General features: G+C 49.9%; 17 protein-coding genes and 1 pseudogene. 16 read left to right on the top strand and 2 right to left on the bottom strand.

Features of this window, described 5'->3' with window-relative positions; genetic code table 11:
• Nucleotides 1-52: 52 nt before the first annotated feature.
• Together DWZ61_RS18055 and DWZ61_RS18050 are read right to left on the bottom strand one after the other, a co-directional pair.
• Complete coding sequence (locus DWZ61_RS18055) at nt 53-1228, bottom strand: DUF3048 domain-containing protein (protein WP_118539958.1); 1176 nt, start codon at nt 1226-1228, stop codon at nt 53-55.
• A 22-nt stretch (nt 1229-1250) separates the two neighbouring features.
• Nucleotides 1251-1715, bottom strand: a complete 465-nt coding sequence (locus DWZ61_RS18050; protein WP_118502472.1) for a divergent PAP2 family protein — start codon at nt 1713-1715, stop codon at nt 1251-1253.
• A gap of 195 nt (nt 1716-1910) precedes the next feature.
• Here DWZ61_RS18050 and DWZ61_RS18045 point away from each other — a divergent pair, with 195 nt between their 5' ends.
• From DWZ61_RS18045 to DWZ61_RS17970, 16 genes and pseudogenes are all read left to right on the top strand, one after another.
• Complete coding sequence (locus DWZ61_RS18045; protein WP_022311936.1) at nt 1911-2840, top strand: glycosyltransferase family 2 protein; 930 nt, start codon at nt 1911-1913, stop codon at nt 2838-2840.
• A 222-nt stretch (nt 2841-3062) separates the two neighbouring features.
• Nucleotides 3063-3410, top strand: a pseudogene (locus DWZ61_RS18040) (sporulation initiation factor Spo0A C-terminal domain-containing protein); the annotation flags it as partial.
• 49 nt (nt 3411-3459) lie between these two features.
• A complete protein-coding gene (locus tag DWZ61_RS18035) occupies nt 3460-4596 on the top strand; it encodes a DUF6077 domain-containing protein (protein ID WP_118539957.1) in 1137 nt (378 codons plus the stop codon).
• Complete coding sequence (locus DWZ61_RS18030) at nt 4593-5522, top strand: hypothetical protein (protein WP_118539956.1); 930 nt, start codon at nt 4593-4595, stop codon at nt 5520-5522. The genes DWZ61_RS18035 and DWZ61_RS18030 overlap by 4 nt, the downstream gene beginning before the upstream one ends.
• 67 nt (nt 5523-5589) lie before the next feature.
• On the top strand, nt 5590-6351 hold the full coding sequence (locus DWZ61_RS18025; protein WP_118539955.1) for a glycosyltransferase family 2 protein: 762 nt from the start codon (nt 5590-5592) through the stop codon (nt 6349-6351).
• A gap of 12 nt (nt 6352-6363) precedes the next feature.
• Nucleotides 6364-7815, top strand: coding sequence for an exopolysaccharide biosynthesis polyprenyl glycosylphosphotransferase (locus DWZ61_RS18020; RefSeq protein ID WP_243026454.1), 1452 nt, complete (start codon nt 6364-6366; stop codon nt 7813-7815).
• Nucleotides 7816-7834: 19 nt separating this feature from the next.
• Nucleotides 7835-9007 carry a hypothetical protein gene (locus tag DWZ61_RS18015; RefSeq protein WP_118539954.1) on the top strand — a complete coding sequence of 391 codons (1173 nt, stop codon included), beginning with the start codon at nt 7835-7837 and terminating at the stop codon, nt 9005-9007.
• Nucleotides 9004-9792, top strand: coding sequence for a glycosyltransferase family 2 protein (locus tag DWZ61_RS18010; protein ID WP_118539953.1), 789 nt, complete (start codon nt 9004-9006; stop codon nt 9790-9792). Before DWZ61_RS18015 ends, DWZ61_RS18010 begins: the two co-directional genes overlap by 4 nt.
• A gap of 42 nt (nt 9793-9834) precedes the next feature.
• Nucleotides 9835-10989, top strand: coding sequence for an EpsG family protein (locus DWZ61_RS18005; protein ID WP_118539952.1), 1155 nt, complete (start codon nt 9835-9837; stop codon nt 10987-10989).
• 15 nt (nt 10990-11004) lie between these two features.
• Nucleotides 11005-12450 carry a glycosyltransferase family 4 protein gene (locus DWZ61_RS18000; RefSeq protein WP_118539951.1) on the top strand — a complete coding sequence of 482 codons (1446 nt, stop codon included), beginning with the start codon at nt 11005-11007 and terminating at the stop codon, nt 12448-12450.
• On the top strand, nt 12447-13766 hold the full coding sequence (locus DWZ61_RS17995; RefSeq protein ID WP_118539950.1) for a glycosyltransferase: 1320 nt from the start codon (nt 12447-12449) through the stop codon (nt 13764-13766). The genes DWZ61_RS18000 and DWZ61_RS17995 overlap by 4 nt, the downstream gene beginning before the upstream one ends.
• Nucleotides 13756-14766: a glycosyltransferase family 2 protein gene (locus DWZ61_RS17990; protein ID WP_118539949.1), complete on the top strand. Its 1011-nt coding sequence runs from the start codon at nt 13756-13758 to the stop codon at nt 14764-14766. The genes DWZ61_RS17995 and DWZ61_RS17990 overlap by 11 nt, the downstream gene beginning before the upstream one ends.
• A 68-nt stretch (nt 14767-14834) precedes the next feature.
• The gene (locus tag DWZ61_RS17985; RefSeq protein ID WP_118539948.1) at nt 14835-16943 is read left to right on the top strand and encodes a hypothetical protein; all 2109 of its coding nucleotides are present in this window, start codon (nt 14835-14837) and stop codon (nt 16941-16943) included.
• A 113-nt stretch (nt 16944-17056) separates the two neighbouring features.
• Nucleotides 17057-18940: a hypothetical protein gene (locus DWZ61_RS17980; RefSeq protein WP_118539947.1), complete on the top strand. Its 1884-nt coding sequence runs from the start codon at nt 17057-17059 to the stop codon at nt 18938-18940.
• A gap of 19 nt (nt 18941-18959) precedes the next feature.
• The gene (locus DWZ61_RS17975; RefSeq protein ID WP_118539946.1) at nt 18960-20456 is read left to right on the top strand and encodes a DUF6056 family protein; all 1497 of its coding nucleotides are present in this window, start codon (nt 18960-18962) and stop codon (nt 20454-20456) included.
• Nucleotides 20457-21050: a hypothetical protein gene (locus DWZ61_RS17970; protein WP_118539945.1), complete on the top strand. Its 594-nt coding sequence runs from the start codon at nt 20457-20459 to the stop codon at nt 21048-21050.
• The last annotated feature ends 175 nt before the right edge of the window (nt 21051-21225 follow it).

Here is a 21225-nt window from a genome sequence, read left to right as displayed (position 1 = left end):
GCCAAGGGCTACGGGGATTTGATAGCATTTCTTTACTAACTTTCCATTTACATTAATGGAACGTAAAGGAATCTCCATCTTCGATAATACAGATCATGGTCTTGCCGGTATTGAGGATGATCTCGTCCCCGTTGTCATCGTAATATCTGGTGGCACTGTAATCGGAAGTCTTCTCCCAATTCACATGTATTCCTCTGCCATTGGTGAAAAACCAGCCGTCCCGGGTGGTGTCATGACACTGAAAAGCCAGATACCCCTCGCCCAGTTCCTCGTGAAACGTATTCTGTACCAGAATATTTTTGAAAGTCAGCTGCTCTCCGGTGGCGGCATCTATATGAGGGCCGTCTGTGCTGCCGGACAGATGCTGGGAACGGTAATAGAGGCCGTCATCCTCGTTAAATTCAAAATAACACCTTGTCAGCGGATAACACCCGGACATATCGATATAGGTGGCATCCTTTGCTTTGGCACCATACTGCCCAAGGGTGTTCGGTTCCGCCTTGGTGGCAAACCTGAAATGATTCTCATCGCTGAGTCCGCGGTATCCCAGACTGTAGCCCTTTTTCTCGATCACCTTTTGCAGCCCTTCACCGGAAGCATAAGCATTGTGGGGCTTGTTGCGGTCGGTAGTACGGAAAAAGGCAGCCTCATCACTGCCGGAGGTACCGTCTACATCCTGAGTATCCGGCTGCGCCAGCAGCTCATTGATGAAAAACGGACCGCCGAAATGTACGATAAAAGCATCCCATTCGAATGCCCAGTAAGCATAATAATCACGAAGACTGCGTATATTGCCGATCTTGTCCAGATTCTGCCAGTCTTCGTAGATTGCCATCATCCGGGTCATACGGTTCTCTACATTCGCCTCATAAATAATAGAAGCATCGGACAGACTGTATTGTGGGATCGCAGAGGCCTCATTAGGAATCATTACGGCAATGGGGCGTGTGGCAGCCACATCGGCATCCACCCATTCGTTTGTAAGACGGCTGCGGACCATGCCCTCAGCGGGAGGAGTGGAATCATCCTCTACAACGATCGTTACGGGATCCGGAAGCTTTTCCCCGGAAGAAACCGTGGAGGAATCCGGGCTGTTATCCGGGAGGATCGGACGGACCAGGGAATCGGAGTTACCCGTCTGTCCACATCCGGTAAGCATCATGGAGACAGTCAGCAGAAGAGGCACCGCAGTCTGCAGAAACTGCCGTCGAAATTTATATTTACACATATAATCACACCTCGATCGGTTATCAGAGTAAGAAGCTGTAAATGACCACGCCGCATAAAATGCCTAACAGCGCACCCATCAACACCTGCAGGGGAGTATGTCCAACGAATTCCTTTAATTTATCATGGGCGGAAATCTCACTGCGGCCCATATCTTCGAAGACCTTCAGCATTTCGTTCAATACCTGTGCCTGAATACCGGTCTCTCTGCGTACTCCCATAGCATCATACATTACAATGATCGCCAGGATCAGGGAAATGGCAAATTCAAAGCTTCCCGCACCGTATTCGTAGCAGACCGCTGTTACCAGGGCACATACGGTAGCAGAGTGAGAACTGGGCATACCGCCGCTGCCGACCAGGCGCTCCGCAACGAATTTCTTGGAGACAATCAAATGGATCAGCGTCTTCAGAACCTGTGCCACCAGCCAGCCGAAGGCTGCAGTCAGGAAAATGGTATTGCTGAAAAACTGTTCAAAAAAAGTCATAAATAACCTCGTTTCCTATATGCTGTAGTTTGCAGAACAGACATATATAAATCCAGTATAATCCAAAAAGCGGAAAAAGTACAGTGTTGACCTTGAAATGATGCATCGAAGGATAGTATAATATAACTGTTACCTGTCGCACAGTGGCGCAGATAAGCCTGAAAAAGCGACAGGAAAACATAAGGAGATTACAAAATGAGCTTATTGAGCGTGATCGTTCCCTGCTATAATGAAGAAGAAAGCGTTGCCCTGTTTTATCAGGAATTGACGAAAAATGACCCCTTTTTCAAGGAAAAGGAAATAGAACTGGAGCTTCTCTATATTGATGACGGTTCCAAAGACGGCACTGTGAGAGAAGTGAAAAAGCTGATCGAACAGGATTCCCGTGTGCATATTGTCTCTTTCTCCAGAAATTTCGGAAAGGAAGCGGCGATGTTTGCCGGACTGGAAAAGTCGAAGGGCGATTACGTGGTTATGATGGATGTGGATCTGCAGGATCCGCCTTCCTTGCTGCCGGAGATGTTTGAATGGATCTGGCAGGGGTATGATTCTGTAGCGACCCGCCGCGTGACCCGCAAGGGCGAACCGCCGATCCGCAGCTTTTTTGCCAGAAGATTTTACCATCTGATGAAGAAGATTTCCCAGACGGAAATGATGGACGGAGCGAGAGATTATCGCCTGATGACCAGACAGATGGTGGATGCCATCCTGTCCATGCGGGAATATAATCGTTTTACCAAGGGAATCTTCGGCTGGGTCGGTTTTAAGACCAAATGGCTGGAATATGAGAATGTAGAGCGCGCCAAGGGCGAGACCAAGTGGAATTTCTGGAAGCTCCTGGTATATTCCCTTGACGGTATCACCGCATTTTCCACGGCACCGCTTTTGATCGCTTCCTTTGTGGGCGTGCTGTTCTGCATCATTGCCTTTTTGATGATCATATTTATCATCGTGCGGAAGCTGATCTTCGGAGATCCGGTGTCCGGCTGGCCTTCTCTGGTGTGCATCATCCTGATGACCAGCGGCGTACAGTTTTTCTGCACGGGTATTCTGGGGCAGTATCTGGCAAAGGCATACATGGAAGTAAAACGCCGTCCGATTTACCTGGTAAAAGAGGAAATTTAAGAAAAACAGCATAAATATCCGTTTTTTATGTACGTAAAAATGTTACAAAATATGGGTAAAATGTAACATTTTTAGTTTCTTAACTATATTTTAACGGAAAAATGTCTTTTCAAATATCGACAGCTATGATATGATTTCTCTATCAGTCACTGCAGAGGAGCAATACTCGACAAGTAAAAAGGGGGACTTGTTTTGGATATTGTTGCAGTAAAAGATTCAGAGTTAGAGAGATATGTAACCAAAATCATGTTGGAGATAGGGGTGCCGGCGCATTTGAAGGGTTATCACTATTTGCGTGATGCAATCATTTTGTCAGGGAAAGACATGGAGGTAGTAAGCAGCGTTACAAAGCTGTTATATCCCACCATCGCGAAACATTTCAAGACCACAGATCAGAAAGTGGAACGCGCGATCAGGAATGCCATTGAAGTGTCCTGGTCCAGAGGAAATGTGGAGACATTCGAAAAGATTTTTGGCTATTCTGTAGCCTCCGGAAGGACAAGACCTACGAACAGCGAGTACATCGCACGTATCGCCGACAACATCCGACTGGATTATAAGGCTATGTAACATATTAATTTTAATTATTTGGAACAGGGAGAGTTTGTTAATTAAGCAGATGCAGTATTCTCCTCTGCAGACTGAGAAAGACCGCGTATCGGAATGGGGAAGTTTCCGGTACGCGGTTTTTTGTTGTATGGAAATGCTGTTATATTTGTCAAGTCCATATAAATATGGTAAGATGTACAAAAGCCCGTGTAAGAAAAAGGCGGGTATGGGAGATGAAATGACTTTTCGGACATCGGATATTTTGATCGGGGGGAGCCTGATCATTATCGGGCTGACAGAGATCGCCCATTTGGCAGGCTGCCTGTTAGGGTGGTCTTTTTTGACTGTAACGGATCTGCTGCTGGCAGAGGTGGGAATCGTTCTGCTGGCGGCGATATTATTGTCTGTAATATCCAGACAGACACGAAAACGGGCCACAGCCGGTAAAAATGATCCGGTTGCGGATCAAAACAGCGGGACAGACACGGCAAAGGAAAAAAGCACACAGATTCTCACAGGCATCCTGGCATTTCTGATCCTGCTGCAGATCCTGCGGATACTGACGGGGAACCGCATGTGGCTGACCGGAGATATGACGGTGGAGACCGTGAACACATTTCTCAGGGAAAATGCTGTTTATACCGTGAATCCTCTCACGGGGACGGCATATTCGATGGGGATGTCCTTACGGCTGAAAATATTGTGCCTGCCCACTCTGTACGGGGCCATCAGCCGTTTTACGGGTATGGCACCCGTAGACGTGGTGTATCGTCTGATCCCCTGCATTACGCTGCTGTTGTCTTATGTAGCTTACGGAAGCCTGGGGAAAGCACTTTTTCCGGAAAATTCTGTGAAAAGACGGACGTTTTTGCTGATCGTGGGAATACTGTTCAGTACAGGGGCCTATATGCCCGGAGTGGATGGATTTGATGTGTTTTACGGAGGATTCCGCGGTGTGACGATCCGGGCGGCGGTGTTGCTTCCGTATCTGCTGTCCTGTCTGATGGACAGAAAATATACGGGCGTGATCCTTTGCATCCTGGCGGAGGCCTGCATAGTCTGGACCCTGTATGGCGCGGGAGTCTGCCTGCTTGTTACTGTGGCATGGCTGATGCTTGGAGCGTTGGTTTCCCAGTTCCGGAAACGATGGGAAAAACGGAAAATGACTGATGCACATGGCAGGTCAGGAGAGGAGGCTACAGAATGATGACACTTCTGCAGTCCGCCCTGACAGGCTGGACCGACTATACACAACATGGAAAATTTGCGGCACTTTTGCTGCTGGCGATCCTGTATCTGGGATTTGTCCTCTATGGTTCCGGAAAGGAAGCCAATGCATCCGGGGCGGAAAAAGCACGGAAACGGCTGTATCTTTACGGGGCACTGGTGACATTTGGCTGTATCTGTCCCGTAACGGCACTGATCCTGTTAAAATACCAGACCGCCTTTTACTCTTATGTATGGATCTGGGCGGCGGTGCCCCAGACAGCATTGATCGCATGGGCAGCAACGGACTTTCTGTGTAACTTATTAAAAGAGAAAAGCCTGCGAAACGGGATGGCTGCGCTGATCCTGCTGGGCATCCTGTTCCTGGGGGGAAACCCGGTGTCGGAATGGACCGTGGCACAGACAACGCAGATACCGGCACTGACGGGAATGCCCGGACAGCAACAGGGAACTCCCGCCAGGGAAATTCTGGAGCAGCTTTCTGTATACAATGCGGAAAAAGGAAACTCACGGGAATACAGTCTGTGGGCGCCGAAGGAGGTTATGGAGGCTGCCAGAGCCTACAGCGCTGAGATCCACCCGGTATACGGCAGAAGCATCTGGGATGCATCGCTGGGCAGCTACTCCTATGATACCTATGAGACCTGGCAGGAAGATATGTATCTGTGGATGAGCCACCTGGAGACTACCGGGGAGACGGAATATCTGCGGACAGATGAAAATACCACGACAGAAGCCGGTGGCAGGAAAATAGATTTTGCTGCGTGCCTTGACAGCGCCGGGAAGGCCGGTATAGACTACATTTTATTGCCGGAGGACTTGTCGGAGGATGTACAGAAGGAATTGCAAGAGGCTGCGGACGGCAGACTGCGGTCCTTTGGCGGATATTTCCTGATCGTGATGTAAGTAGGCATCTTGCGGAAAGATAGGGAAAACTATAACGATTTGTAAGAATTAGGAACAGGAAAGCAAAATGGAACAGGAACTGATCAGTATTGTGGTGCCGGTGTACCGGGCAGAACGTTATATAGAAGAAACGATGGACTGCGTCCGGGCACAGACGTATCCACACTGGGAACTGCTGCTGGTGGAGGATTGCGGCCCGGACCGCAGCAGGGAGATCATAGAACAATATATTCAGAGAACCGGAGATACGAGAATCCGCATGCTGACTTACTCTGCGAATCTGGGGGCGGCGAGAGCACGTAATCTGGGAGTCAACGAAGCAAAAGGCCGGTATCTGGCCTATCTGGATGCAGATGACCTGTGGACACCGGACAAGCTGGAAAAAGAGCTGGCCTTTCTGAAAGAGAAACAGGCAGCCTTTGTGTTTACCGGCTATGAATTCGCCGATGAGAATGGCAAGGGCACCGGAAAGATTGTCCGTGTGCCGGCCACGATTACTTATAAAGAAGCTTTGAAAAATACCACAATCTTTACCAGTACCGTGATGTTCGATATGGAACAGCTGTCGAAAGAACAACTGCAGATGCCCCAGATCAAGAGTGAGGACACTGCCCTGTGGTGGAGAATACTGCGGGAGGGTTATGTAGCTTGTGGTTTGGATCAAAATTTGGTAAAATATCGGAGAGCAGGGAAATCCCTGTCATCGAATAAGCTGGAAGCTTTGCGGAGGATCTGGAATCTGTACCGTAAGGCGGAAGGCATGTCAGTGCCGAACAGTGCCTGGCATTTCTGCTTCTGGGCGGTACGCGCCGTAAAACGCAGAGTATAGGAGGAGTTTGTTTTGAATACAAACGGTAATTATTATGAAAACCGACTGCGGAAAAGGGAATCCTTTAAGCGTCTGATCAATATAGGGTTGTCGATGATCTGCCTGTTGCTGGAGATCAGCCTGTTTGCCTACATGTGGCAGTTCCATTTCCAGTTCCAGCTGGTAGATCCCCTGCAGAAGATCTGGTATCGTGGCTTTCTGCTGGAAAACGGTATCTACAGTGCAATCCTGATTTTTTTCTCCGTGACCTACGGCGGCATGCGTCTGGGATACATGAAAAACACGGAGATCATTTTCTCCCAGGTGTTTGCAACCCTGATGGCGGATGTGCTGATCTATGCGGAACTGTGTATGATGGCCCGCAGCATTTTTCCGGCGGATATGTTCCTGTTGATGGTATTTTTACAGATCATAGCGGTGATCATCTATGCCAATATTGCCAACAAGATCTATCGTACAGCATTCCCGCCCAGGGAGCTTCTGCTGATCCACGGCGATCGTCCCATCGAATACATTGTCAACAAATTTGAAAGCCGTAAGGACAAATATAAGATCACAAAATGTGAGCACATTAAAAAAGGTACGACAGAACTGTGCCGGGAGATTCTGGACAATTACCGGAACGGTGAGATTAATGCGGTAGTAATCTGGGATATTAATGAAAAGGATCGTAATATTATACTGAAATTCTGCTATGCCCATTCCATCCGTGTCTATGTCATGCCTAAAATATCAGATGTTATTTTAGTTGGCTCCGAGGAACTGCATGTATTTGATACGCCGATCCTGCTGACCAGAGAGTACTCCCTGAGTATGGAGCAGCGGTTCATCAAGCGATCTATCGATGTGATCTGCTCGTTGATCCTGTTGGTGGTGACTTCACCGCTGATGCTTCTGACAGCGCTTGCCATCAAGCTTTATGACGGCGGTCCTGTGCTGTACAAGCAGGTACGCTGCACCATCGGACAGAGGGAATTCTATATTATGAAGTTCCGCAGTATGCGCACCGATGCCGAGAAGGACGGCGTGGCACGTCTGGCACAGAAAGGGGATAAGCGTATCACTCCCGTGGGTAAGGTGATCCGCAAATGCCGACTGGATGAACTGCCCCAGCTGATCAATATTCTGCGGGGAGATATGTCTTTCATCGGCCCCAGACCGGAGCGCCCGGAGATTATTGCACAGTACATGGAAGTCATGCCGGAGTTCGCATTCCGTATGAAGGTGAAAGCGGGACTGGCCGGTTTCGCACAGGTATACGGAAAGTACAATACTTCTCCGTATGATAAATTAAAATTGGATTTAACATATATCGAGAATTATTCTGTGTGGCTGGATCTTAAATTGATGCTTCTGACACTGAAGGTATTGTTCTGGCCGGACAGTACCGAGGGTGTGGAGAGCGAACAGGTAACGGCTTTCAAGGCAACCTACGATGGTCGTGCCGAGAAGGATGACAACTGAGAAGGCAGGAGGTAGACGCATGGAAGTAAGCTACGGAAAAGAGCCCTTCGACCTGAGACTTATGTGTCTGCGGCTATGCCGCGATCTGTGGAAAATACTGGCTGTGACAGTAGTGGGAACATTACTGTTCGGCGGCGGTTATTATGTAAAAAATGTGGTGCTGCAGCCCGATCCCGGGTATGCGGCTTCTTCCACTTATAAGGTAGAATATAAAGAGAACCCCAATGCGGCGGGTGCGTACTACATTAACGAGGCTACATGGAACACCATGATCCATACGGGAGAATTTCTGGATGGTGTGGAGAAGCATCTGCAGGAGGCTGTGGAACGGGGAGACAATGGAGCTTCGGAAGCACTGTCTCTGGGCAGAGACCAGTGGATCGCAGATCTCTCGGCAACACTTCCCTCGGATTTCAGTGTTCCGGTGACGCAGGCGGCAACTCAGGATCCGGAGATGAGTATTGCTCTGGCCCACGCAGTAGAAGATACCATGTGTGACGAATTCGCAGAGAGTATCGTGGAGATCGACCGGATCAAAGTGCTGGATCACGGAGATTTTGCAGAAGTCGTGGTACCGGATGTGCGCCCGGTGCGGGCAGTCATTCTGGCGGCGGTATTGTCTCTGTTTTTTGCAGTGGTGATCTTTTTGCTGGTGGAGATTTCGCAGGACAGCATCTGGCTGCCGGCAACACTTCGCAGACGCTACGGACTGAACAGTCTGGGAACGGTGCGCAGTGTGGGATTTGCGGAAAATCTGATGTATACGCTGGAGAAAGTGTACGATAAAAAGCAGGCAAAGGAGTCCGAAAATGCGGAAATCTGCCGTGTGGCAGTATGTGTGGCACTGCCGGAAGCGGATCCGAAGGAAGTCGTGGAGGATTTGCAGAAGCTGGCTAAGACAGATAAGACCCGGAAGGGAATACCGGTGGAATATGTAGCGGTTCCCAGTCCGCTGTTATGCCCGGAGAGTGGAGAGACACTTCGTAAGGCAGATGCATTTCTGCTGGCGGTGCCGGCCGGAGAACGGGTGGGAAAGAGACTGGAAGCGGTATTAGAGTATCTGCATACCCAGGACTGCTCTGTGGACGGAACCTTCCTGTGGAATGCGGATGAACAGCTGATCCGCAGCTATTATTTTCTGCCGGGAGCCATACAGACACAGGACACAGAATACGGAGGAGAGCAGGCATGAAGGTAGAAGTTCTGGCATCGGTAATGAATGCTTCTCTTCCGGAGACCGTACAACATATGAACCTGCAATCGGACGCGGTGATCATCAATCAGTGCGACCGGCTGGGGCAGGAGGAAATGCAGATATCTCCGGGGAACGGAAGAATCCGTTTCTGCAGTTTTCCCGATCGTGGCATCGGCAGAAGCCGCAATGAGGCCATTCTTCGGGCGGAAGGAGACATCTGCCTTTTTTCGGATGCGGATATTGTGTATGAAGATGGTTATGAGGCGGCTGTTCTTGCGGAGTTTGAACGGAATCCCCGGGCCGATATGATCATTTTCAATATTGAGGTGGAGGAAGAACGCCGCACCTACCATATTACGGAACGGAAACCGGTACGTTGGTATAATTGCGGGCGGTATGGCGCAGTCAGTTTTGCTGTACGCAGAGAGAGCCTGCTGCGATCGGGAATCACGTTTTCCCTGTTGTTTGGCGGCGGTGCAAAATACAGCAATGGAGAAGACAGCCTGTTTTTGACAGAGTTTATTAAAAAAGGCTGCCGTGTATATACCGCACCGGTGACCATCGGCAGAGAGGAAGCCGGGGAATCCACCTGGTTTCATGGCTATAATGAAAAATTTTTCCATGACAGAGGAGTACTGTATCATTATCTGTATGGATGGCTGGAATGGCCGCTGGCACTGCGGTTTTTGTATGCTCATAAGGGTACGCTGTGCACAGAGGTAAGCCTGCAGCAGGCCAGACAGTGGATGCGTGACGGCATCCGGGAGGCAGGAGGACGATAGCTTGCTTTTTGGAAAAAAGGCCATAAAGAAAGGAGGTTCCACATGGAGAAGAGCGCACTGGTGTATATCATATTGACAGCTGTTACCGTAGCATTCGGTTTTCTGGTAAAAAATCGTGACTATACGACAGAATATCTGTCCGGCAGACGCTCCTTTCGTGGGAATACCTCCGGGGATCTGATGGCGGCCGGGCCGGACAGACAGCAGGCGTGCAATGCTGTGGCGGAATTCGCCATCTTCTGTCTCCTGGCCGGGGTTTCTGCCTGCCGCATTGCTGTGGGCGGTGATTACTGGGTCTACTGGCTGAAATTTCAGCTGATCGATCAGGGAAGGCATGTCTCCTACGAAACCGGTTTTGTGTATCTGGTGAAATTTTTCCATCTGATTTTCGGAGAGGGATCTTATCTTCCGATCTTTGGCTTCTTTTCCCTGATTACAGTCTTCTTTTTCCTGAAGGCACTGCATGATCAGGCGGACTGGTATGTATTTTCCCTGTTCCTGTTATTGACACAGGGATTTTACTTTAATAGTATGAATTCGGTACGTTACTATTTCGCACTGGCACTGGTCATGTATGCGCAGAAATATGTGCTGCGGGGAGAATATGGGAAGTTTCTGCTCTGGGTGCTGCTGGGCTGTACGATCCACAAATCGGTACTGCTGGTCATCCCGGCATATATTGTGATAGATCTCTTGTGCCGGATCCGGCTGAAAAAGTGGCACTATGCGGTTGGCGTATTACTGATCTTATCTCTGATCTTCGGACAGGATGTGTACCGGAATATTATCTTCCGGTTCTATCCCTATTACAAGGATTCCATGTTCGACAACGGACAGTTATCCTATGTCAACATCGCCAAATGCCTGGCAGTGCTGATACTGTGCCTGATCTATTGGAAGGACAGCGTTCAGGAAAATCGCAGAAACCGTTATTACTTCTACCTGAATCTGGCGGGACTGGTGCTCTATTCCTGCGGCTCCTTTATCCCGGAAGTATCCCGGGTGGCATATTACCTGATCCAAAGCCAGATTTTCCTGATTCCGGGTGTGCTGAAGGATGCCAAAAAGGGATGGTTCCGAACCCTGTGTATTATTGGCGTTGTTGTAGCATATCTATTGTATTTCGTAATGTTGTTGCGGGGAATGTATGATGTGGAGATACGGCTGCTTCCGTATCTAAACTGGATCTTTAATTAAAAGAGGATTTAATTTATGAAAGTGCTGTGGGTCTGCAATATCATGCTTCCGGTCATAGCCGAAGCATTGCATAAAGAAGCTTCGAATAAAGAGGGCTGGCTGTCCGGTCTGTTGGAGCAGGTAGCCGCGGAGAATTCCAGTGACCTGGAGCTGGCTGTGGCATTCCCGGTGCCGGCAGATACGGAGGTGCCCCGGAGACTGCAGATAGCAATGCCACGGGAAAAAGAAGACCGGGAGCATTTACAGACAAATACAGATGCTGAAACATATAATATCACATGTTATGGATTCCACGAAGACACCGTACACCCCGACAGATATCAGCCGTTGCTGGAAGAAGAACTGCATCGGATCACGGAAGACTTTTCACCGGATGTGATCCACTGTTTCGGCACGGAATATCCACACACACTGGCAGTATGCCGGGTGTTTCCCCACAAGGAGAAGATACTGGTGGGAATTCAGGGAATCTGTACGTTGTGTGCGGAGGCATATTTTGCCGATATGCCGGAATCGGAGATCCACAAGACCACTTTCCGGGATCTGGTGAAGAAGGATACCCTGCGCAGCCAGCAGGAAAAATTTGCCCGCAGAGGTGTAATGGAGAGGGAAGCAATAGGACTTGCCGGCAATATCACCGGAAGAACCGCCTGGGACAGGGCAGTGACTACCGCGTGGAATCCCAAGGCACATTATTATACGATGAATGAGACCCTGCGGGCTTCCTTTTATGAAGGACAATGGCAGCCGGAGCACTGTGAACCCTATTCCATTTTCGTCAGTCAGGCGGATTATCCTCTGAAAGGACTGCACTATCTGCTGCAGGCCTTGCCACAGATCCGGGAGAAATATCCCCGGGTACAGGTGTATGTGGCAGGAAATGATCTGACGGCATACCGGACGTCGAAGGAAAAGCTGAAAATATCGGCATATGGCCGTTACCTGCGTAGACTGATCCGGGAAGGACAGCTGGAGGACAGGGTACACTTCCTCGGAAAACTGACCGGAGAAGAAATGAAGGAAAGATTTCTGAAAAGTCATCTGTTCCTGTGTTGTTCCTCTCTGGAAAATTCACCGAATTCCCTGGGAGAGGCCATGCTTCTGGGAGTTCCCTGCATCAGCACGGAGGTAGGGGGAATCCCCAGCCTGTTTGATGGCGGAAGGGACGGTCTGTGGTGCCGGGGACATCAGCTGTCGGAAGTGGCTGAAAATGACAAATATGCGTCAGATGCTTCTGAAAGTAAAAATAACATGCGAAATTATAAAACGACAAAAATAGAAGAATTGGAAAATATTGTAAATTCCATGGCAAGTTCTATTATCGAAATGTGGAGTTCTCCGGAGAAAATGTTGGAATACTCAAAAAATGCAAGAGAACATGCAAGAAAAACCCATGATAAAGAGCAGAATTTCGCAAAATTGCAGGAAATCTATGCAAACATAGCAGGGAGGAAGGAATGAAGCTGATATTTGTCTCAAACTATTTTAATCATCATCAGTTGCCCTTCTGTGATGCTCTGTATGAATTGCTGGAGGGAGATTTCTGTTTCCTGCAGACACAGCCCATGGAAGAAGAGCGGGTGAAGATGGGCTGGCAGGCCGAGGAACGTCCCTACGTGCGCTACGCTGCGAAGAATTCGTGTGCACATAAGTCTGGGGTGGAGAAAACGCCCGGCTCTGAGTCGAACAGCAACGCCGTCACAGATGCGGAAGATTTTGAGAAACTATTGTTTACCGCGGATGTGGTGATCTTCGGCGGATGCGATGACGAAAGCTATATTCAGGAGAGACTGACTGCCGGAAAACCGATCTTCCGTTATAATGAACGCTTATATAAGGAAGGGCAATGGAAGGCTGTTTCTCCGAGAGGCCTGTTGCAAAAATACAAGGATCACACCAGATACCGTAAGGCACCGGTGTATTTCCTGTGCGCAGGAGCCTATGTGCCTTGCGATTATCACCTGATCCATGCCTACCCCGGCAAAATGCTGCGCTTCGGCTATTTCCCGGAGACCAGGCATTACGAGGCAGGGCAGCCCTTCAATCACAAAGAACCGGGCAGTATTCTGTGGGCGGCCCGGATGATCGACTGGAAGCATCCGGAGCTGGTGGTGAAAACAGCATCTTATTTAAAAGAACATCTGGAAGAAAATACGTTTCATATTACCATGATCGGCGGAGGGGAACTGGAGGAAGAGACGCATCGTCTGGCAGAGGAACTCGGAGTGACCGACGTGATCACCTTTCCCGGTTTTCAAGGCCCGGAAGAAGTCCGGGCGGCCATGGAAAAGTCAGAAATCTATCTGGTCACCAGTGACCGCAAAGAAGGCTGGGGGGCAGTGGTGAATGAAGCCATGAACAGCGGCTGTGCTGTGGTGGCAGATCATATGATCGGAGCGGCTCCCTGGCTGATCCGTCAGGGAGAAAACGGCAGTATGTACCGGGACGGTGAGGAACAGGAATTATTTCGGACCGTGGAACGGCTTCTCAGAGATCCCGGAGAGTGCCGCAGACTGGGAGAAAACGCACAGCAGACCATTGTCGGGGAATGGAATGCCCGGACGGCTGCGGAAAGATTGATCGAACTGTGCCGGAAAATGAAGTTCTTGCCAGAAATGTCAGAAGAACAGGAAATGCCGGATGCCGGCCAGGATGTGATGCAGGACATCACAACACCTGCCCCGGTGATTCCACAATTATGGAATGACGGCCCCTGCTCTCCGGCCCCTGTGATCCCGGAGCGGTCTATGTATAGGAGAATAAACAGTGAACAGTAGTGTAACCAAGCAACCGCTGATCAGCGTGATCGTGCCGGTGTACAATATCATACCGTATCTGCCCCGCTGCGTGGAAAGCCTGCGGACACAGACTTACGAAAATCTGGAGATCCTGCTGATCGATGACGGTTCCACGGATGAGACACCGGCATTATGTGACCGGCTGGCAACGGAGGATGAGAGAATCCGCGTCTTCCATAAAAAGAACGGCGGGCCTTCTTCCGCCCGGAATTTCGGATTACAGCAGGCCGGGGGAGAATATGTGGGCTTTGTGGACAGCGATGACTACGTGGATGCGGATATGTATGAGCGGCTGTACGGGGCAATCGAAAAGACCGGAATGCCCGTAGCGCAGGTCGGCAGAGATGAAATCGACAAAGACGGCAATATTTTACCGAATATCTGTGAGCCGGTGGCAACGGAACAGGTGATCCCGGCAGAAGGTTTTCTGAAGGAACTTCTGATGCACCGCGGAGACTGCTCCTTCTGTACCAAGCTTTTGCGGAAGGACCTGTTTACCATAGAACAATTTCCGGTGGGGGCACTGAATGAAGATTTTCATTTATTAGTAAAAATGCTGACCCGGGAGGAAAGTGCAGTTCCGGGGATTGCATGCATTCCCGGACAGGCATATCATGTATTTTATCGTCCGGACAGCAATACCAGAGACAAGAACCGGTTCTCCAGAGTATTCGCCGACAATATCGACAATGCGGACATGGTGCTTGCACTGGTGGATAAAAAATATCCGGAGCTGTCGGAAATCGCATTCCGGTTCGGGATCTTCCAGCGGCTGGATTATCTGCTGCACATCCCTATCGCCCAGATGACCGGGGACAACGCATTCTACCGCAGGGTGGTGCGTGACTTGCGTCACGGCTGGTGGAGAGCCATGAAAAATCCCTGGCTTACCAAAAAGAACAAGTGTTATCATACACTGTTTGCCATTGCACCGAAGGGAATCCGGGTACTGCATAAGAAACTGAAGCACATAGAGTGATGCCCGACGTAGAGGCAGGATAGAACGGGCAACACAGCAACCATAGAATAAGGAATGAGTCACGTTACATGAAGAGAAAATTGGCATTTCTGGGAGCAATTCTCCTGGCGGCATTTATATTCACCTACGAGGGAAATACCTATCAGACGCATGCATTGGATGAAGAAGATCAGGCATGGATCGAAGAAGCACGAGGGGCTTTGCAGAATATCGTAGAAGACCGGGAAGTCATGGCACTGGTCTATCTGTGCGATGATCTGACGATCCGTGCGGAAGCGTCGGAAGACAGCACAAAAGTGGTCACCGTGCCCAGTGGACAGATGGTGGAGATCCGGGATGTGACGATGGATGAAGACTATCAGGTCTGGGAAAAAGTATCCGCCGAGGTAAAGGGCAAGGTCTACGAGGGATATATCCCCCGGGATTATCTGGCATGCTCGGATGAACGTTTTCTGGAATGGGAAGAACTGTACGGCATGAATCCCGGGGCGGCGGTTATGCTGGCAGAGGAAAATGCCACCGGTGTCTATGCGGACATCGAGCAGTTTCCGGAGAGCTACCGGCCGGCATTGCAGGCTTTGAAACAGAAACATCCCAACTGGACTTTTGTACGACAGAATACCGGACTGGATTTCCAGACCGCAGTCAACAACGAACTGCAGGGTGGAAAAAGTCTGGTCTATAAGAGTTACGGGGATTATTGCAAGGAAGGACAGCACAGCCCCAACTGGTATTTCGCTTCGGAGGATGTACTGAAATTATACATGGACCCCAGAAATTCCCTGCAGGAGAATGCTATTTTCCAGTTTGAACAGCTGACCTACAACGCAAGCTATCATACGGAAGAAGCGGTAAAGAATTTCCTCGAGGGAACCTTCATGAACAGCAGTCAGAACGCACCGGAGACCTCAATGAAATTCTACCATATTTTCTGGTCCATCGGTGCGGAGGAGAACCGGCAGGTCAGCCCGTTCCATCTGGCAGCCAGAGTACTGCAGGAGCAGGGAGAGGGGACATCCCCGCTGATCTCCGGCACCTATCCCGGTTATGAACATTATTACAATTATTTCAATGTGGGAGCTTCCGGCAGTACCAATGAAGAAGTGATCCGCAATGGATTGAATTATGCCAAAGATCATGACTGGCATGGAGCCTACTACTCGATCCTTGGAGGAGCGGAAGTAATCTCCGCAAGCTACATACGTAAGGGCCAGGATACCCTGTATTTACAGAAATTCAATGTATCCCCCACTGCCAGCAATCCGGTATATACCCATCAGTATATGCAGAACATCTCAGCACCCACCAGTGAGGCACTGAGCATGAAGAAATTGTATGAAAGTGCGGGAGCGCTGGAGAATACCTTTGTCTTCAAGATTCCGGTCTATGAAAATATGCCGGCCAGCCCCTGCCCGATGCCGACTTCCTCTACCAATGTGGTATTGCAGGTACCGTCGGGTTACGATGCTTCCACGATCTACGTGGACGGTATTGCCTATACACCACAGGTGCGGAATAACCGCCGTATCGTCAAACTGCCGAACGGAAATGCCCAGTCGGCGGTCGTGTACCGGTATAATGAGAACGGAGCGCCTATCGGCATGTATGTCTGGACCCTGGAATATCGTAACAATGCCTATGTGGCCACAGAACAGCCGGGACTTACGGATCTGCTGACCTACCATGGATTTTCCATCCGGATTACCGGAAAAGCGGGAATCCGCTTTAAGACCGGTATCAGTACGGACCTCAGAGCACAACTGCTGGGAAATGGTGTGAACGGCTATCATCTGAAGGAATACGGAACACTGGTCATGAACAATGCCAACCGGACAAGCTATCCCATGATCAAAGGCGGCGAAAAAGTCATCAGCGGACTGGCTTTCGGTACGAATGCCAACGGCACCCATCAGGATAGTATTTATGAGACCGTGAGTGGCAGATACCGGTTCACTTCCGTACTGGTCGGCCTTCCGGCGAACCAGTATAAGGTGGAATATGCATTCCGCGGATACATCATCTTGAACAAGGATGGCAAGGACATTACCATTTACGGTCCGGTGCAGGCCCGCAGCATCTATGCTCTGGCACAGCAGGTCCTGAACATGGGAACCTATGCACAGGGCTCGGAGGCGGATGCTTTCCTGCGGAAGCTCATCAGTGATGCACAGGAATGATATGCGAATATCGGGCAGGATAGTGGAAACGTACAGCACGGAATGATTCTCAGGTATCAAGGTCGAGAGCATTTGGTCTCGACATCATAGAATATAGAAGATAGGACAAAAAGATGAAAAGAAAAGCAACAAGATTTCTGGCACTGGCCATGAGCGCTGTTCTGGTAACATCCCTGACGGCCTGCGGAGATGGCAGTGATGAAAATGCGAAGGATGCCGTGACTCCCGTAGAGGCACAGCCGATGCTCTCAGAGCTGGAGCTGGAGATTCTCAATCTGGAGACAAAATATAATAAAGGAGAGTTTACCCAGGAGGATTATCTGACATTGGCCGATGCCTACAACAGAGCGGAATACATCCGCAAACAGCGGGATATGCTGGAACAGGATTACCGGCTCTATGCGGATGAGGAAGCATTTGCTGCTCTACAGGAGATCAGCGTGAATCTGGAGGAAGAGACAGAGGGGATCCGCAGCCGTGCACAGGAAATGCAAAATGATCTGGAGCTGACCGGGTATCTGAGTGAGAGCGTGAATCTCATCGACAGCGAGGACTGGTTCACCACCATGATGCCCAAACTGAAAGAGGGACAGCGAAACTACTATCTGGAAAGAGACAGTCAGCCTCTGCTTTATGTACAGACCGGCTATACGGAAGAGGGACAATGCTTCTCCAGGGTGTGGTATACCGGAAACGACACGAAACGATTCCTGAGCCAGGAGGGTGCAACGATCCGGCTGGTAACAGTGACAGCGGCCGGTGCGGACGAGAACATCGCGGATCCGGCAGAAACTGAGAATTCCGATGCCACACAGGAAACGGGAACCACAGAAGCCAGAGCCCGGGAAAATACAACGACAGAGATTTCGGATACAACAGCGCCTCTGACAGATACACCGGAAACCATGAAGGACTGGAACGGTACCTTCGAAGCCTGGAGCGTGGACAGCGCTACCGGGAGCATTACCCATGAACAGGGAACCATGCAGGGCGGTGTGCTCACGGGAGACTATACCTGTGATGTCCATACCGGAGAAGGTGCGCTGGATGTCTATTCCCTCTGGAGCAACCGGGAGGGTATGGAATATATCACTTACACGGGAAGTTTTGATTCCGAAGGAAAGATCCTGACAGAGCAGCCCTCCGAAGAAATCAAGAAAAAACTGCTGGAGGGAACAGATTATACGGATCTGATCCTCTATGCCTATGATGCTACCGGTGAGAACTGCCTGTGGCAGGGAATCGGCGGGGATATTACCGCAGAGGAGTATCGTTTTTGCGGGGAAATGATAGGACTGGAGACCCGTCCGGAATACACGTCCTATGAGGTGACAGAAGATATGACAGCAGAGGACAATGCAAATACAGCAGAGGGAACCGGTGCCGCCACGGACGGCGGAGAGAAAGGCAACGCAGCGGACAACACCACGGGTGCCATAGACAGTGATACCCCGCAGATCCGTATTTTTGACGGAGAAGTACAATGGTTTGACGGAAAATACTGGGTCAGCGCCGGTGCGGTCAGAGAAATGGCAAAACAGGATCCTTTTGCGGCTTATGAAGAAAACCATGATACCACTGCATCCGGAAGCATCACAGGAAGCATTACCGGCAAAATCACCGGCAGTGCAGATGGCAACAGTACAGCCGGTAACGATGGGCAGACGATCACCGGCAGCGGAACCGTGTCGGGAGACAAGACCGGTGGAAGTATTCAGAAACCTGCAGCCACCCAGAATCCCGGCACCACGCCAAAGCCAACGACCAAACCTGCTGCGACAAAGCCTGCAGTCACTCCGACCCCTGCGCCCACACCGGCTCCGACCCCGGAACCTGCGCAGGATGATGACGATGACGACGATGATGACAGCGGCAGCAGTGATTCCGGCAGTAGTGATTCTGGCAGCAACGATAGCGGAAGCAGTGACAGCGGCAGTTCCGGTGGAGACAGCGGCGGAAGTGATGTAGATATGGACTGGACACCGGATCTATTGTAAGAAAGGATATTTTATACCAATGAAACTGACAGAACGAAAGAAAATGATATTGATCCACATCGCGTGGATCCTGGCACTGGCGGTGATCCTGTGGCCGCTGTTTACGATCGCAAAATACGATTATCCCTCTGCAGATGACTGGTCTTTCGGAAAATATATGTACCGGGCAATGCAGGCCGGAGAAGGAATCGCCGGTGTATTTCATGCGATATACCAGACATTGGCACAAAATGTGTGGGAAGCCAGATTTTCCATACTGATTCTGTCGGCTTTGCAGCCTGCGGCATTTGGAGAACATTTTTACCGGATCACCCCCTATCTGATGATCGGTTCCGTGATCCTGTCCCAGTTCCTGCTGCTCAGAGAATGCATTGCGGGCCAGGCAAAGGAGAACCGCTGGCTGATCCTGCCCATCGGTATTCCCATGGCAATTCTCCAGGTGCTTTACTGCCCCTATCCGGAGGAAAGCTTTTATTGGTATAACGGTTCGGTGAATTACACTTTTGTGTATAGCTTGTCACTGGTCCTGCTGACACTGTATCTGGAAATTGCGCTTCGCGAGACCGGCAAGGCAAAGCGGGTCGTGCTTACCGTGCTGGCCTGCCTGCTGGCGATTCTGGTGGGTGGCAACAATTTTTCCACCAGCGTATCCACCATGTGCCTGTTGATCTGTCTGCAGATCTTATTCCTGATCTGCCGTAAAGATGCTTTTCGCCGGACCTGGATCGTGACACTGTTAGAGACACTCAGCGTATTGATGTGTGTGACTTCTCCGCTGACAGCAACCAGACTCAACGGCAATTTTGGCGGCAGCACAGCCAATTCCCCGTTGATGGCCATCTGGCTGTCCCTGGAGAGAACTTTTCTGAATATTATCAGCTGGACGAATCTGAAGGTCCTGCTGCTACTGGTTCTGCTGATCCCTTTCTTCTGGAAAGCGGTCAGAAAAATGAACTATGAGTTTCGCTTCCCCGGCCTGTTTACTGCGCTGACTTTCGGAGTATACGCCTCCCAGGCTACTGCAACGATCTACGTGGACGGCACCATGGGCGGCGGCAGACAGGGAGCTATCCTATGGTATTTCTATGTATTGTGGATGGTAGCCAATGTACTGTACTGGTGTGGCTGGATCGCAAAGCGGGTTCTGAAAGCGGAAAAGAGCGAAAAGGCAGACCTGTTGGCACAGAAATACCTCCTGCGTTATTTTGCAGTGACGGGGGCACTTCTGGCAGCAGTCGTTCTGTTTGGCAATGTCCAGAGCACCACCAGTTACCGTGCCTACCGCATGTGGAGAAACGGCTGGGCACAGGCCTACGGCGCCGGCTGGGAAGAGCGGATCGCGGTGCTGAAGGATGATTCCGTGAAAAATCCGGTATTCCGACCGCTGAATTATGTGGAACTGCTCATGTATACCGATCTGCAGCCCGAGAATGGCTATGTGTGGGTAAATACGGCCTGCGCGGAGTATTATGGGAAGGAATCTGTGACGGTGGTAGCCGGGATGGCGGGAGAATAATTGCAGGATATTATGGAGAGCTGCTTTTCTTCCAGACAACAGGTGAACAATTACCTGATCTGGGCAATCCGGATGATCAACAGTCCGGTAAGTACAATAGCAAAGACGCTTCTTGAAGATGAGGGCCTTCGAAATATTGTGGAGGAGAAGAGTAAAAACACGCAGGACTTTTATATGCGTTTTTTCTCCGGTGTGCGAAACAATAAGGAATCCGGAGACAACCTTGGGGAAGAATTGCTTGCGGTATGTCTGCATGTCCTTGCAAAATTACCGGAAGAAGAGGGGAAATTTTGTGTGATTACAGATGATAAGGGTGCTGCGGGTAAAATAGATGCCGCTTTCAGACAGGTGAACCGAAGATACTGGGGAAAACGCGTTATTCTGTTCAGCACCCCAAAACTGGTACAGGCATTATACAATGAAGGGATCGCGGCAGAAGCAGAGGAATTACTGCCAATATTGCATGCCGGCAATAATGGAATCAACAAAATCCTTGGAGCTGAAATCTACGATATAGAGAATCGGGAAATTACATTGGACTGTGCAGAGGCAGCCCGGAAAATAGTGGATAAAAAGATACATATTGCGTTGTAAGGAAGGCATCGGTGGAATATCGGTGCCTTTTAAGTAGGGGAGCGTTCGATAAATCGAAGTGTTCTTTGAGAAAAACATATAGTATAATAATTAAGAAAAGTCGCTAAGATTACATAGTCGAAATAGGATGTAATGGTGGTCAATAAAGGATAATACACAATTATCTGATGTTGCA

The sequence above is a fragment of the Clostridium sp. AF34-10BH genome, from assembly GCF_003478095.1.
Classification (GTDB): Bacteria; Bacillota; Clostridia; order Lachnospirales; family Lachnospiraceae; genus Acetatifactor; species Acetatifactor acetigignens.
This window is presented reverse-complemented; position numbering and strand designations above follow the sequence as displayed.

What these genes read in the sequence shown, in the direction of transcription:
- DWZ61_RS18055 (WP_118539958.1), bottom strand. Translation starts at nt 1,228, where the DNA reads ATGTGTAAATATAAATTTCGACGGCAGTTTCTGCAGACTGCGGTGCCT.
- DWZ61_RS18050 (WP_118502472.1), bottom strand. Translation starts at nt 1,715, where the DNA reads ATGACTTTTTTTGAACAGTTTTTCAGCAATACCATTTTCCTGACTGCA.
- DWZ61_RS18045 (WP_022311936.1), top strand. Translation starts at nt 1,911, where the DNA reads ATGAGCTTATTGAGCGTGATCGTTCCCTGCTATAATGAAGAAGAAAGC.
- DWZ61_RS18035 (WP_118539957.1), top strand. Translation starts at nt 3,460, where the DNA reads ATGCAGTATTCTCCTCTGCAGACTGAGAAAGACCGCGTATCGGAATGG.
- DWZ61_RS18030 (WP_118539956.1), top strand. Translation starts at nt 4,593, where the DNA reads ATGATGACACTTCTGCAGTCCGCCCTGACAGGCTGGACCGACTATACA.
- DWZ61_RS18025 (WP_118539955.1), top strand. Translation starts at nt 5,590, where the DNA reads ATGGAACAGGAACTGATCAGTATTGTGGTGCCGGTGTACCGGGCAGAA.
- DWZ61_RS18015 (WP_118539954.1), top strand. Translation starts at nt 7,835, where the DNA reads ATGGAAGTAAGCTACGGAAAAGAGCCCTTCGACCTGAGACTTATGTGT.
- DWZ61_RS18010 (WP_118539953.1), top strand. Translation starts at nt 9,004, where the DNA reads ATGAAGGTAGAAGTTCTGGCATCGGTAATGAATGCTTCTCTTCCGGAG.
- DWZ61_RS18005 (WP_118539952.1), top strand. Translation starts at nt 9,835, where the DNA reads ATGGAGAAGAGCGCACTGGTGTATATCATATTGACAGCTGTTACCGTA.
- DWZ61_RS18000 (WP_118539951.1), top strand. Translation starts at nt 11,005, where the DNA reads ATGAAAGTGCTGTGGGTCTGCAATATCATGCTTCCGGTCATAGCCGAA.
- DWZ61_RS17995 (WP_118539950.1), top strand. Translation starts at nt 12,447, where the DNA reads ATGAAGCTGATATTTGTCTCAAACTATTTTAATCATCATCAGTTGCCC.
- DWZ61_RS17985 (WP_118539948.1), top strand. Translation starts at nt 14,835, where the DNA reads ATGAAGAGAAAATTGGCATTTCTGGGAGCAATTCTCCTGGCGGCATTT.
- DWZ61_RS17980 (WP_118539947.1), top strand. Translation starts at nt 17,057, where the DNA reads ATGAAAAGAAAAGCAACAAGATTTCTGGCACTGGCCATGAGCGCTGTT.
- DWZ61_RS17975 (WP_118539946.1), top strand. Translation starts at nt 18,960, where the DNA reads ATGAAACTGACAGAACGAAAGAAAATGATATTGATCCACATCGCGTGG.